A 13,200-nucleotide genomic window follows, 5' to 3' on the forward strand; every position below is an offset into this window, starting at 1 on the left:
ATAGGTGTGGCGATATAAACTGAAAATATAGTTATGTTTGTAATTATATACCTTATGGATTTCAAGATGGATCGCGACGGCAAGGGAGCGAATCCCCGGGAGCATAGATAACGATGTGACCGGGGTGAGTGAGTGCAGCCAACAAAGAGGCAACTTGAAAGATAACGGGTATATTTATATTAATCGATTAGATATTGAAGATATGCGCTTACTTTTAGTGGAAGACCACCCTGAATTATTGCATTGGCTGCAAAAAGCACTGAGTAGTTCAGGATTTGCTGTAGATGTTGCTAGTGATGGCATAGTTGCTGATCAATTATTACAGACAGAAAACTATGCATTATTGATTCTGGATGTTTCTTTGCCTAGGTTGGATGGGCTTTCTCTGTTAGTTCGTTTGCGTAAGCGTGGGCAAAATTTACCGGTATTATTATTAACGGCGAAAGCCGATGTTTCTGACCGAGTGAAAGGGCTTAATTCTGGTGCCGATGATTATCTGACGAAACCTTTTGATTTACAGGAATTGGAAGCACGTATCCGGGCATTACTTCGTCGTAGTGCAAGTGTTCTACAGGGGATGCTGACATTCGGCTCCCTTGTTTATCAGGATGATGGTTACTTTGTTCTGAACGATGAACCATTGGCTTTGACACCACGGGAACTTTCGGTTTTGACAACATTGTTCCATCGTCGGGGGAGGCCTGTTTCTAAACAACAGCTCTTTGAACAGGTATTTGCACTGTCAGATGAAGCAAATCCACAAAGTATTGAACTTTATGTACACCGGATTCGGAAAAAATTGTCAGGCAGTAATGTGGGGATCAGTACATTACGGGGATTAGGCTATCGTTTGGAGTGCCAAAAAGATGACATGGTTTAAAGTACCGAACTCATTGTTTCATCAGTTACTCTTGTTTTTTGGTGTTCCACTGTTTGTGTTGGGTTGTTTATCGGTTTGCACCCATTATTTTAGTGCAGAGAATGCGGCGACATTGGCTTATGACCGTACTTTATTGGCATCTGCTCGAACTGTGGCAGAACGGCTGACTGTTAAGGATAACCAATTAATTGTCGATGTACCTTATGTGGTTCTGGATAGTTTTGAGCGAAATATGAATGATAGGCTGTTTTATCAGGTGTTATCTCCTGAAGGGGAAATAATTTCCGGTTATGATGATTTGCCTTTGATCCCTAAAGATGCGCTTCGCTCCAATTTATACACAGCTTTGGTTTATTTCTATGATGCTGAGTATCACGGCCGGCCCATTCGGGTTGCTGCCCTTTATCAACCGATCAATGAAGGGGGAATGATGGGAATGGCGTTAATACTGGTTGCTGAAACAGTGGCTTCCCGTCATTACCTTGCGCAACAATTATTAATATCTTCTTTGCTGAGTCAAGGGACAGTGGTTGGGCTGACGCTGATTCTGGCTTATTTTCTGTTGAAACAATTACTCAAACCACTACATAAACTTTCTGGTGTCATGGTTCGTCGCCCCGCTAATGATCTGACTCCGTTACCGGATATGTTGCCGTGGTCAGAACTTTCTCCGTTATTACATGCATTTAATCGCTATATAGAGCGGTTGAAACTGATGGTTAGCCGGCAGAAAAGATTCAGTGCGGATGCTTCTCATCAACTCAGAACACCGTTAACGGTATTAAAAACCCAGGTAGCGGTCGCGCTTGCCAGCCAAGATCCTGAACAATGGAAAGAGAGTTTACGGGCCATTGATAGCACGTTGGATAATACGACCTCTCTGACAGACCGTTTATTACAACTCTCTCGTTTGAAAGCGCATGAAAAGGAAGCGGTTCAAGACTATAAGCCGGTCAATTTAGTCGAATTATTGCAACAGGCGTGTTTTTCTCGCTTGCAGCAGGCTGAAAGTAAGTATATTGATTTGGGCTATGAAGGAGAAAATACTCAGTGGATAAAAGGCGAACCTGTATTACTGACAGAAATGTGTGCCAACTTATTAGACAATGCAATTAAATATACGCCGGAAGGCGGAATGGTGACTTCCAGAATTATTCTCAGCCCTTGCAAGACATATTGTTATTTGGAAGTGGATGACAGTGGGCCGGGGATTGCTAAAGAGGAAGTCAATTTGTCATTGATGGCTTTTAATCGTCTTGATAATGCTGCGGGGCATGAAGGGGCAGGGCTGGGATTAGCTCTGGTAAAAGACATTAGTCTTTATCATGGTACTCATCCCCAATTACTGCCCAGTGAGACACTGGGCGGCTTATTAGTAAGAATTCCTTTCAGGCTTTCTGATGATTAGTTTTCTGCGGTTTTTCTGTTTTACGGCCAAAAAGAGGAGCACGTAATTGTTGTGCCAGTACGACACCTAATAGTGTTATGCCGCCACCGATCAGATGGTAACTGTGAATTTTTTCGTGCAGAACCAGAATAGCGATAATCGTTGTAAATATTGGCGTCAAATTCATAAATATGGCAGTAGTATTAGCACCAAGTTTTATGACACCTTGTATCCATAAATAAGGGGCAAGGATAGAGGCGGGAATACCGGCGAATAAGACTAACGAGATATTGTTGGCATTCAATTGAACATCGTCGGTCAACAAGAAATTTGGCAGTAATAACAGGACACCAAAAGTAATCTGCACATACAGGGATTGCCAGTTTGGCAATGGAATAGACCAGTGTTTGGTTAATACGCCATAGAGTGCGTAGGAGGTAGAGGCAATCAACATCATTAATTCACCGCGGCCTAAACCGTGTTGCAGCAATGACATGGGATCACCGGTACTGACTAACCAGACTAAACCAAACAGCGATAGCACAGTACCAAGAGCAATACCAACAGTGGGGACAACACGTAAAACAAATATACTGATGACAACAGTCAAAAGAGGAATCAACGAGCTAAAAATTCCCATAAATGTTGCACTGATACTGTGTGCAGCGTAATAGGCCAGGCTTTGGTAAAGTACCATACCAAGTGCACCAAGGATTAATAACTTCCACCAATATTGACAGATTGTTTTCCATTGGCGAATAACAGGCAGCGCAATAAAGGGAGTTAATGTGAGAAAGGCCAGGAACCAGCGATAAAAAGAGATTGCAGCTGGATCAATTGCTGTAGCGGAGGCTTTACTCACCACGGCATTAATTGACCAAATCAGGACGGCCAGAAGCGGGAAAATCATATTCATATAGATGAGTCGCATTGAGATAAAAATGAGTGTTTAGTCTAATGGTGTCTGATTTATTATATATAACGATAATCAGACAATGTATAAGGCAATTGAGACAATATGGCAGAAAAACCTCATATCCCTGTAAAGTATATGGATATTCCGGCGAGTATTTCTTTTCGTAGCGAATTATTTAGTGCGGACACCGAGTGTTTACTTCATACCCATCCATTCGGGCAACTTATTTATGTCGTCTGTGGTGTAATGGCAATGAATGCTGGAGGACAACATTTCTTAGCACCGCCGCAATTCTGTGTCTGGATACCGGAAGGAATAGAGCATTCGGGATATAGTAGAAAATCCATGAGATTCAGGGCAATAGATATCTCTCCTGAGTGGGGGAAATTATTGCCGGATGCTCCTTGTATTATTCGTCTTAGCTCAATATTCAATACGATTATGGTTGATTGTTTTGAACGTAAATTAAAAATACCGGAAACAGAACAGGATTTACGGTTGGCTCAAGTGCTGATTGATCAACTCATTCAGTCTCCTGTTCAGCATACCTATCTACCTTTATCTAAAGATAAACTTTTAGCACCGATATTACAGGAATTTGAACGCAATCCGGCTGATAATACGTCATTGGCACAATGGGCAAAACAGCGTTATACCTCAGAACGTACTTTGTCACGGCGTTGTCGGAAAGAATTAGGTATGTCATTTAGTGAATGGCGGCAACGGTTGCGGTTTATCCATGCTATTTCTTTGTTGGAACAAGGGAAAACCGTTAATGAAGTCGCGTTTGATGTGGGTTACAGCTCATCTTCTGCTTTTATTGCTATGTTTCAGCAATTGGCAGGTACGACACCGGAACGTTTCAGGAAAAGTTAACAACAAAAGAAACCGTTATTATGGGTTTTGTTATAATTAAATGGCAGAATAGTTCGCTACGTCCGTTTTAATGCCACAGGATGGAATTAATTGAAGATTCTGGTTGATGAAAATATGCCTTATGCTGAACAACTGTTTCAGCAATTAGGGGATGTACAAGCTATTTCGGGGCGTCCGGTGTCGGAAGGTGCACTGGATAACGCGGATGCGTTTATGGTTCGTTCGGTGACTAAAGTTAATGAAGAATTGCTGAAAGGCAGCTCGGTAAAATTTATCGGTACGGCAACGGCGGGGACAGACCATGTAGATCAGTCGTGGCTATCTCAGGCGGGAATTGGGTTTTCTGCTGCGCCGGGATGCAATGCCATTGCTGTGGTTGAATATGTTTTCTCCGCATTAATGTTACTGGCTGAACGTGACAATTTTGAACTCAAAGATAAGGTTGTCGGGATCATTGGTGTCGGTAATGTCGGAAGTAGACTGGCAGAACGGTTAGCTGTCCTTGGTATCCGGACACTCTTATGTGATCCTCCAAGAGCTGACAGAGGTGATGCCGGCGAATTTTGGTCATTGGAGAAACTGGTCAAAGAGGCGGATATTCTGACATTCCATACGCCACTGAATAAATCAGGCCCATATAAAACACTTCATCTGGCGGGTGCTGAATTATTGTCGGCTTTGCCGGATAACCGCATATTGATTAACGCCAGCCGGGGTGAAGTTGTTGATAATCAGGCACTGCTTGCCGAGTTGAAGCGTGGTAAAAAACTCAGTGTTGTGCTGGATGTTTGGGAACCGGAACCTGATTTATCCCTGCCATTACTGGAATTAGTCGATATTGGTACTCCGCATATCGCGGGTTATACCCTCGAAGGTAAGGCACGCGGCACCACACAGGTATTTGAGGCTTATTGTGGATTCCTTGGTCAGCCCCGTAAAGTTGCCTTATCTGAGCTGTTGCCCGAGCCTGATTTCAGCCGGGTCACTCTGCATGGAAATGTGACTCAAAGCACATTAAAGCGATTGATACATTTAGTGTATGATGTGCGCCGCGATGATACCCCGTTACGGCAGGTTGCCGGTCAGAAAGGGCAATTCGATCTTCTGCGCAAAAACTATCTGGAACGTCGGGAATGGTCATCCCTAACTGTGTATTGTGATAACAGAGAGAGTGCTGAGTTGTTAGCCGCTCTTGGTTTCAGTACAGAACTGATTTAATTCGTGCAGAAATATGCCTGCATATCAGAAAGATAAAGTGGAGAAAACCAACATGTCGGAAGGATGGAATATTGCCCTATTGGGTGCGACAGGCGCGGTAGGTGAAGCGATACTGGCGTTATTACAGGAGCGTCAGTTTCCCGTTGGTGAACTGTATCCTCTTGCCAGTGAACACAGTGCCGGTGAAAATCTGCGTTTTAATGGTAAAAGTTTAATTGTCCGTGATGTTGCTGATTTTGACTGGTCACAGGTGCAACTCGCTTTTTTTGTGGCCGGAACAGAAGCCACGGCACAGTATGCTGAACAAGCGGCAGAAGCAGGTTGTCTGGTGCTCGATAGCAGCGGATTGTTTGCTATGGAGCCGGATGTTCCCCTGGTTGTCCCGGGTGTGAATCCTCATGCGTTGGCGGATTATCGTAACCGTAATATTGTCGCTTTGGCAGATTGCATGACCAGTCAGGTGCTGACAGCCATTAAACCGTTGGTCGACGCCGCGGGAATTGCACGCTTACATTTGACTAATTTGCTCTCTGTCTCGGTTCACGGCAAAGCGGCGGTTGATGAATTAGCCGGGCAGAGCGCCCGTTTACTTAACGGTATCCCACCAGAGCCAGGTCGTTTTAGCAAGCAATTGGCATTTAATCTTTTACCGTTGCTGGCAGATGCCGAAGGCGCGGTGCGTGAAGAGCGCTGTCTTGTGGATCAGATACGCAAAATTTTACAGGATGAGGGGCTGCCGATTTCAGTCAGTTGCGTTCAGTCTTCGGTTTTTTATGGTAATGCTCAGGTAGTCCATTTGGAAACATTGCGTCCGGTTGGTGTGGAAGAAGCCCGCGAAGAATTAGAGCGGATGGTTGATATTCACGTTTCCGATGAAGGCGATTATCCGACTCAGGTGACAGACGCATCGGGTAATGATTTGTTGAGTATTGGCTGTCTGCGTAATGATTATGGTATGCCGGAAGTATTACAATTCTGGTCTGTAGCCGACAATATTCGGTTTGGTGGTGCGCTGATGGCGGTTGAGACTGCGGAAAAACTGATTCAGGAGCAATTTTACTGATGTTGGGTACAGAACAAACAGAATTTGTGCCAGGTTCAAAGATGAAAATTGCATTGGGAATTGAGTACGATGGCAGCCGATATTATGGCTGGCAGCGTCAGCAGGAAGTAAAAAGTGTTCAGGGATGCCTTGAGGCAGCATTATCAAAAGTCGCCGATGAACCCATATCGGTATTTTGTGCTGGTCGGACCGATGCTGGAGTACATGCAACAGGGCAAGTCGTTCATTTTGAAACGTTTGTGCAGCGCAAGGATGCGGCGTGGACAATGGGTGTGAACGCACATTTACCACCGGATATTGCTGTTCGTTGGGTAAAAACCGTGGATGAGGATTTCCATGCCCGTTTCAGCGCGACTGCCCGGCGGTATCGTTATATTATTTTTAATCATCGTTATCGTCCGGCAGTACTGGCCAGTGGCGTGACACATTTTCATTATCCATTGGATGAAAAGCGGATGCATCGGGCCGCGCAGTGTTTGTTGGGGGAAAATGATTTTACCTCTTTCCGTGCGGTTCAATGCCAATCCAAAACACCCTGGCGTAATGTGATGCATATTAATGTCAACCGTTACGGACATTACGTCGTCATAGATATTAAAGCCAATGCTTTTGTTCATCATATGGTGCGTAATATTGCCGGTAGTCTGATGGAAATTGGCTGTGGGAATCAGGATATTAACTGGATGGTCCAGTTGCTTGCTTTAAAAGATCGGACGAAAGCCGCTGCGACGGCAAAAGCAGCAGGGTTGTATCTGGTTGCTGTTGATTATCCGGTGCAATTTGATTTGCCTGGCGCTGTTATGGGGCCTCTGTTTTTGGCGGATGATCTGATTTAACAATTCTAGTTGCCGACACGGATGTTTTGGCATAGCGGGGAATATTATGGAATTTCTGACTCATTTTGTTGATTTCGCTAAATTTATTATTGATTTCATTCTCCATGTTGACATTCATTTAGCCGAACTGGTCGCACAATATGGTGATTGGGTATATGGCATTCTGTTTCTGATTCTGTTTTGTGAAACAGGGTTAGTGATCACTCCGTTTCTGCCGGGAGATTCGCTGTTATTTGTTGCCGGCGCTTTAGCGGCTCTGGGCTCAAATGATCTGAATGTACATATCATGGTGGCATTGATGATTATTGCGGCTATTATTGGTGATGCGGTGAACTATGCTATTGGTCGCATCTTTGGCGAAAGGTTATTTACTAATCCAAATTCAAAAATTTTCCGCCGCGGTTATTTAGATAAAACACATGATTTTTATGAAAAACATGGTGGGAAGGCAATTATTCTGGCGCGATTTGTACCCATTATCAGAACATTTGCACCATTCGTTGCAGGTATGGGGAAAATGTCTTATCGTCATTTTGCTGCTTATAACGTGATTGGCGCACTGGTTTGGGTACTGTTATTCACCTATGCTGGTTATATATTCGGTGATATGTCAATGGTACAACAGAATTTGAAACTGTTGATTGTTGCTATCATCTTTATCTCAATCCTGCCTGGAGTGATTGAAATCTGGCGTCACCGCCGTGCGGCGATGAAACAGAAAACCAATAACCGGTAACAGGTTTGAGCAGTTTTTTATCCACACTGTAATAGCATTGTGGTTTAATGGCACACATAACAAAACTGGCATAAGCCAGATTCAGACGGAAAGATCATTCAATGAGCTGGATTGAAAAAATTCTTAATAAAAGCAACATTACCCAAACTCGTAAAGCGAATATCCCAGAAGGGGTTTGGACTAAATGTGATAGTTGCAGTCAGGTGCTCTACCGTGCTGAGTTAGAGCGTAATCTTGAGGTTTGCCCTAAATGTGATCATCACATGCGTATTTCGGCGCGTACCCGATTGGCAACGTTCCTTGATGAAGGGGCAACGACGGAATTAGGGGGAGAATTAGAGCCAAAAGATATTCTTAAATTCCGCGATTCCAAAAAGTATAAAGATCGTATATCAGCAGCGCAGAAGCAAACCCAAGAAAAAGATGCACTGATCGTGATGAAAGGTACCCTGAGTGGTATGCCAGTTGTGGCTGCCGCTTTTGAATTTGCATTTATGGGCGGTTCCATGGCTTCGGTTGTTGGTGCCCGTTTTGTCCGTGCCGTGGAACAAGCGTTGGCGGATAATTGTCCTCTGGTTTGTTTTTCTTCCAGTGGTGGCGCTCGTATGCAAGAGGCATTGATGTCACTGATGCAGATGGCGAAAACCAGTGCTGCTTTAGCAAAAATGCAGGAACGCGGTTTGCCTTATATCTCTGTCATGACCGATCCGACAATGGGTGGTGTTTCAGCAAGTTTGGCGATGTTAGGTGATATCAATATTGCTGAACCAAAGGCATTGATTGGTTTTGCCGGGCCACGGGTTATTGAGCAGACTGTTCGTGAAAAATTACCGTCCGGGTTCCAGCGTAGTGAGTTTTTGCTGGAAAAGGGGGCCATTGACATGATAGTTCGTCGCCCTGAAATGCGTGACACACTTGCCAGTTTACTTTCTAAACTAACTCATCAGTCGCAGCCAGGTACTAAGCCAATTGTTGCTGAATTTGTGGCGGAACCCGCTGATGTTGAGGCGGATATTCAAATAAGTACCAATAAAGAAGATGCCTGATACTTTACAAATTCCTCAAGCCACGTCGCCATTGATGACGTGGCTTTCCTACCTTGGGAACCTGCATACTAAGGCCATTGATATGGGGCTTGAGCGTGTGGGGAAACTTGCCCGAACTTTGGCGTTAGTTAATCCTGCACCTAAGGTGATAACCGTATCCGGTACTAATGGTAAAGGTACTACCTGTTGCACGATAGAATCTATTCTGTTGGCGGCTGGGCTGAGAGTGGGTGTTTACAGCTCTCCGCATCTTGTAAGTTATACCGAAAGAGTTCGTATTCAGGGTAAAGAGTTACCTGAACAGGAATTCTGTCGTGTATTTGCGGATATTGAATCTCGTCGCGGTGATATTTCGCTGACTTATTTTGAATATGGCACATTAGCGGCTTTGCAACTGTTTAAACAAGCTTGTCTGGATGTAGTCATTTTAGAAGTAGGCTTAGGTGGGCGACTGGATGCGACAAATATTGTGGACGCCGATATTGCCGCTATTACCAGTATTGCAATTGATCATATTGATTGGTTGGGTGCCGATCGCGAACATATTGGTCGTGAGAAAGCAGGGATTTTCCGTAAAGATCGCTTTGCCGTGGTGGGTGAGCCGGATATGCCATCTTCTATTGCGGAAGTTGCGGGTGAATTAGGAGCCAAGTTGTTCCGTTGTGGCATTGACTGGCGTTTCTCTCGACAGGATAAAAATTGGCACTGGCAATCTGATGATAGGCTATTTAGCAATCTACCTTTACCAAATGTTCCTCTGATGAATGCCGCAACGGCGATGGGTGTTATTTGTTGCCTGTTACGACAAGATGATAAAGTCAGTCGAGCTATTAATGAGAGTGCAATCCATCAAGGGCTACAGAATGCGCAGTTGCCTGGGCGTTTCCAGATAGTTCGTGAAAATCCATTGTTGATCTTGGATGTGGCGCATAATCCCCATGCGGCGGCTTATCTGGTACAGAAATTGGCCCAGTTACCCCGTCAGCCGGGCAGTAGAATCCTTGGTGTAGTGGGTATGTTAGGTGATAAGGATATTGCCGGTACACTGACTTGCCTGTCACCGCAAATAAATGAGTGGTATTGCGCTCCGTTGACTGAACTGCGTGGTGCGGATGCACAGACACTGGCTCAGCATCTTGAACAGCCACGGGTATTTACTGATGTGGAGAGTGCCTGGTATCAGGCGATGGCTGATGCTGATGAGCAAGATATTGTTGTTGTTTGTGGTTCATTCCACACAGTAGCGTATGTCATGGAGGCTCTGGACAGGGAGAAGGGAAGTGGCAAGTAAATTTCAGAATCGTTTGGTTGGTACAATTGTATTGGTAGCATTGGGTGTCATTGTGCTGCCTGCGTTGTTAGACGGCAACAAGAAATATAATGAAGATAAGTTTGCATCAATTCCCCTGGTGCCAAAGCCTGGGGATGAGCAAGAAATCGAATCTATACCTCCTCTTAATCCACCAATATTATCAGTGCCTCTGGAAGATGAGACAGAGGCATTGTTGCCAGAAACACTGGAGCAGCCGGAAATACCATTGGTTACCGCGCCTCAGCCCGCTCCGATAGTACCTCCTGCTGTTCAGCCGGAAGTGAAGCTTCAACCACGGATTAAGCTTGAACCAAAACCAGATGCCAAGCCGCCAGCGCCGGCGAAATCTAAACCAGACGTTAAGCCAGAACCGAAACCTGAAGTTAAACCGGTTGAGACAATCCCTCAAGGGCAGGCTTACATTGTACAACTCGGTGCTTTGAAAAATGCCGGAAAGGTAGATGAAATCGTTGCCAGACTGCGTTTGTCTGGTTATCAGGTTTATACAGTTCCTTCATCTCCGGTTCAGGGGCAATTAACGAGAATATATGTTGGCCCGAATGCTTCTAAGCAACAACTTGACTCGGCGTTATCAGAATTGAAAAGTTTGACTGGGTTACAAGGGCAGGTAAGGAGTTACAGGCCGTAATAAAAGTGGGTGATGCCTATGTGACAAATAGGACAACTATCATGAAGAAGTAAATATTAAGTGACTGCGGCGATGATGATTATTCAAATTCGTCGCCTTAATTATTTTCAGTGGGATAGGAAATCTGCTACGCAAACGTTTTCGTTTTCTGTTAGAATGCACCTGAAACGGATGCCGAGGTGTCTATTTTGGAATTAAAACATGGTTTGGATTGATTACGTTATTATCGCCATTATTGGCTTCTCGGCATTAGTTAGCCTGATTCGTGGGTTTATTCGTGAGGCATTATCACTGGTCACCTGGGGATGTGCTTTCTTTGTGGCAAGCCATTTCTATACTTACTTAGCGGTCTATTTTACCCGTTTTGAAGATGAATTGGTGCGTAACGGGATTGCTATTGCGTTGCTGTTTATTGCTACTTTGATTGTCGGTTCCGTGGTGAACTATGTGATAGGTTCTCTTGTGCAACGGACTGGATTGTCAGGTACTGATCGAGTATTGGGGATCTGCTTTGGGGCATTGCGTGGTGTGCTGATTGTTGCTGCTATTCTGTTTTTTCTGGATACATTTACACCATTGGCTCGAAGTGAGGATTGGAAACAGTCACAATTGATCCCGCAGTTCAGTCATATCATAAGGTGGTTCTTTGACTACCTGCAAAATGCGTCAAGTTTCTTGCCGGAGAAATATACCTCTCCGTTTGGCTGATGAGGAAAAACTACATGTGCGGTATTGTTGGTATCGTCGGTTTTACACCGGTTAACCAGTCGATTTATGATGCGTTGACGGTGCTTCAGCACCGTGGGCAAGATGCTGCGGGCATTGCCACTATTGATGGTAACAATGGGTTTCGTTTACGCAAAGCCAATGGCTTAGTGAGAGATGTGTTTGAAGCTCGGCATATGCTGCGTTTACAGGGAACGATTGGGATTGGTCATGTTCGCTACCCGACAGCAGGCAGTTCCAGTGCATCGGAAGCTCAGCCGTTTTATGTGAACTCTCCATTTGGTATTACACTGACACACAATGGTAATTTGACGAACGCTCATGTGTTGAAGAAAAAGCTGTTTGAGAATGCCCGTCGCCATGTGAATACCACGTCAGATTCCGAGATTTTGCTTAATGTTTTTGCTAATGAACTGGATTATTTCCAGCGCTATCCACTAGAGCCCGACAATATTTTTGCGGCGGTAGCGGCAATGCATAAACAGGTGAGTGGTGCTTATGCCTGCATTGCGATGATTATCGGTCATGGACTCGTCGCTTTCCGTGATCCGCATGGTATTCGTCCGTTGGTTTTAGGTAAGCGTACTTTGGATGATGGCCGTAGTGAGTATATGGTCGCTTCTGAAAGCGTTGCATTGGATACCCTGGGCTTTGAATTCTTGCGGGATGTGGCATCAGGTGAAGCGGTTTATATTACTGAACAAGGTCAGTTATTTACTCGTCAATGTGCTGAAAATCCTTCTCTGACTCCCTGTTTATTTGAATTTGTCTATTTGGCTCGCCCAGACTCTTTTATTGATAAAATTTCGGTTTATAACGCCCGCATACGGATGGGGCATAAACTAGGGGCGAAAATTGCCCGCGAATGGGAAGACTTGCATATTGATGTGGTTATTCCAATCCCCGAAACATCTTGCGATGTTGCGTTAGAAATTGCCCGCATACTCGGTAAACCCTATCGTCAGGGATTTGTGAAAAACCGTTATGTTGGCCGGACATTTATCATGCCTGGGCAACAGGAACGCCGGAAATCAGTCCGTCGTAAACTGAATGCCAATCGCGCGGAGTTCCGTGATAAAAATGTGCTATTGGTGGATGATTCTATTGTGCGTGGTACAACGTCAGAACAGATTGTTGATATGGCTCGTGAAGCCGGCGCGAAGAGAGTTTATCTTGCTTCGGCAGCACCGGAAGTGCGTTTTCCGAATGTTTATGGCATTGATATGCCCAATGCAAATGAACTGATTGCTCATGGGCGTGAAGTTGATGAAATTCGCCAACTCATCGGTGCGGATGCATTGATATTTCAGGATCTAACGGATCTGATCGACGCTGTTCGTGAAGAAAACCCGGATGTTGACGGGTTTGAGAGTTCAGTATTCAATGGTGTTTATGTTACCAAAGACGTTGACCAGACTTATCTCTATTATCTGGAGAATCTGCGTAAAGACGATGAAGTAAAACTGAATAATCAGAATGAAGTCGAAAATCTGGATATTTATAATGAAGGTTGATTACCTTTAGAATCTAGATAGCTGCTCGGTGTTTGCGTGAG

The 13,200-nt window shown here is 44.6% G+C and carries 13 protein-coding genes; 12 read left to right on the forward strand and 1 reads right to left on the reverse strand.

All coding sequences use genetic code 11. The features are described from left to right. Positions 1 to 202: 202 nt before the first annotated feature. Together tctD and D3222_RS11895 are read left to right on the forward strand one after the other, a co-directional pair. Positions 203 to 880: a transcriptional regulator TctD gene (tctD, locus tag D3222_RS11890; RefSeq protein WP_118986384.1), complete on the forward strand. Its 678-nt coding sequence runs from the start codon at positions 203 to 205 to the stop codon at positions 878 to 880. After that, on the forward strand, positions 867 to 2,288 hold the full coding sequence (locus D3222_RS11895; RefSeq protein WP_118986351.1) for a sensor histidine kinase: 1,422 nt from the start codon (positions 867 to 869) through the stop codon (positions 2,286 to 2,288). Before tctD ends, D3222_RS11895 begins: the two co-directional genes overlap by 14 nt. Here D3222_RS11895 and D3222_RS11900 read toward each other — a convergent pair. Then, entirely contained in the window at positions 2,269 to 3,183 is a 915-nt protein-coding gene (locus D3222_RS11900) for a DMT family transporter (RefSeq protein ID WP_118986352.1), read from the reverse strand. The two genes, D3222_RS11895 and D3222_RS11900, sit on opposite strands and share 20 nt — an antisense overlap. A gap of 102 nt (positions 3,184 to 3,285) precedes the next feature. Here D3222_RS11900 and D3222_RS11905 point away from each other — a divergent pair, with 102 nt between their 5' ends. The 10 genes from D3222_RS11905 (at position 3,286) to purF (ending at position 13,159) form a co-directional block, all read left to right on the forward strand. Continuing rightward, a complete protein-coding gene (locus D3222_RS11905) occupies positions 3,286 to 4,059 on the forward strand; it encodes a helix-turn-helix domain-containing protein (protein WP_118986353.1) in 774 nt (257 codons plus the stop codon). 90 nt (positions 4,060 to 4,149) lie between these two features. Next, entirely contained in the window at positions 4,150 to 5,277 is a 1,128-nt protein-coding gene (pdxB, locus tag D3222_RS11910; protein ID WP_118986354.1) for a 4-phosphoerythronate dehydrogenase PdxB, read from the forward strand. Positions 5,278 to 5,329: 52 nt separating this feature from the next. Continuing rightward, on the forward strand, positions 5,330 to 6,340 hold the full coding sequence (locus tag D3222_RS11915; protein WP_118986385.1) for an aspartate-semialdehyde dehydrogenase: 1,011 nt from the start codon (positions 5,330 to 5,332) through the stop codon (positions 6,338 to 6,340). A gap of 41 nt (positions 6,341 to 6,381) precedes the next feature. Then, the gene (gene truA, locus D3222_RS11920) at positions 6,382 to 7,176 is read left to right on the forward strand and encodes a tRNA pseudouridine(38-40) synthase TruA (protein ID WP_198672794.1); all 795 of its coding nucleotides are present in this window, start codon (positions 6,382 to 6,384) and stop codon (positions 7,174 to 7,176) included. Between the two features lie 46 nt (positions 7,177 to 7,222). Next, positions 7,223 to 7,912 carry a DedA family protein gene (locus tag D3222_RS11925; protein ID WP_118986356.1) on the forward strand — a complete coding sequence of 230 codons (690 nt, stop codon included), beginning with the start codon at positions 7,223 to 7,225 and terminating at the stop codon, positions 7,910 to 7,912. A 101-nt stretch (positions 7,913 to 8,013) separates the two neighbouring features. Next, positions 8,014 to 8,958 carry an acetyl-CoA carboxylase, carboxyltransferase subunit beta gene (gene accD / locus D3222_RS11930; protein WP_118986357.1) on the forward strand — a complete coding sequence of 315 codons (945 nt, stop codon included), beginning with the start codon at positions 8,014 to 8,016 and terminating at the stop codon, positions 8,956 to 8,958. After that, positions 8,951 to 10,249: a bifunctional tetrahydrofolate synthase/dihydrofolate synthase gene (gene folC / locus D3222_RS11935; protein ID WP_118986358.1), complete on the forward strand. Its 1,299-nt coding sequence runs from the start codon at positions 8,951 to 8,953 to the stop codon at positions 10,247 to 10,249. Before accD ends, folC begins: the two co-directional genes overlap by 8 nt. Then, complete coding sequence (gene dedD / locus D3222_RS11940) at positions 10,239 to 10,919, forward strand: cell division protein DedD (protein WP_118986359.1); 681 nt, start codon at positions 10,239 to 10,241, stop codon at positions 10,917 to 10,919. The genes folC and dedD overlap by 11 nt, the downstream gene beginning before the upstream one ends. Positions 10,920 to 11,120: 201 nt before the next feature. Beyond that, entirely contained in the window at positions 11,121 to 11,627 is a 507-nt protein-coding gene (gene cvpA / locus D3222_RS11945) for a colicin V production protein (protein ID WP_118986360.1), read from the forward strand. Positions 11,628 to 11,641: 14 nt separating this feature from the next. Next, the gene (purF, locus tag D3222_RS11950) at positions 11,642 to 13,159 is read left to right on the forward strand and encodes an amidophosphoribosyltransferase (protein WP_118986361.1); all 1,518 of its coding nucleotides are present in this window, start codon (positions 11,642 to 11,644) and stop codon (positions 13,157 to 13,159) included. The last annotated feature ends 41 nt before the right edge of the window (positions 13,160 to 13,200 follow it).

This window comes from Photorhabdus sp. CRCIA-P01 (assembly GCF_003545805.1).
Lineage (GTDB): Bacteria > Pseudomonadota > Gammaproteobacteria > Enterobacterales > Enterobacteriaceae > Photorhabdus > Photorhabdus antumapuensis.

Bases quoted from the DNA above. Each gene is read 5' to 3' on its own strand.
- tctD (WP_118986384.1), top strand. From the start codon at position 203: ATGCGCTTACTTTTAGTGGAAGACCACCCTGAATTATTGCATTGGCTG.
- D3222_RS11895 (WP_118986351.1), top strand. From the start codon at position 867: ATGACATGGTTTAAAGTACCGAACTCATTGTTTCATCAGTTACTCTTG.
- D3222_RS11900 (WP_118986352.1), bottom strand. From the start codon at position 3,183: ATGAATATGATTTTCCCGCTTCTGGCCGTCCTGATTTGGTCAATTAAT.
- D3222_RS11905 (WP_118986353.1), top strand. From the start codon at position 3,286: ATGGCAGAAAAACCTCATATCCCTGTAAAGTATATGGATATTCCGGCG.
- D3222_RS11915 (WP_118986385.1), top strand. From the start codon at position 5,330: ATGTCGGAAGGATGGAATATTGCCCTATTGGGTGCGACAGGCGCGGTA.
- truA (WP_198672794.1), top strand. From the start codon at position 6,382: ATGAAAATTGCATTGGGAATTGAGTACGATGGCAGCCGATATTATGGC.
- D3222_RS11925 (WP_118986356.1), top strand. From the start codon at position 7,223: ATGGAATTTCTGACTCATTTTGTTGATTTCGCTAAATTTATTATTGAT.
- accD (WP_118986357.1), top strand. From the start codon at position 8,014: ATGAGCTGGATTGAAAAAATTCTTAATAAAAGCAACATTACCCAAACT.
- folC (WP_118986358.1), top strand. From the start codon at position 8,951: ATGCCTGATACTTTACAAATTCCTCAAGCCACGTCGCCATTGATGACG.
- cvpA (WP_118986360.1), top strand. From the start codon at position 11,121: ATGGTTTGGATTGATTACGTTATTATCGCCATTATTGGCTTCTCGGCA.
- purF (WP_118986361.1), top strand. From the start codon at position 11,642: ATGTGCGGTATTGTTGGTATCGTCGGTTTTACACCGGTTAACCAGTCG.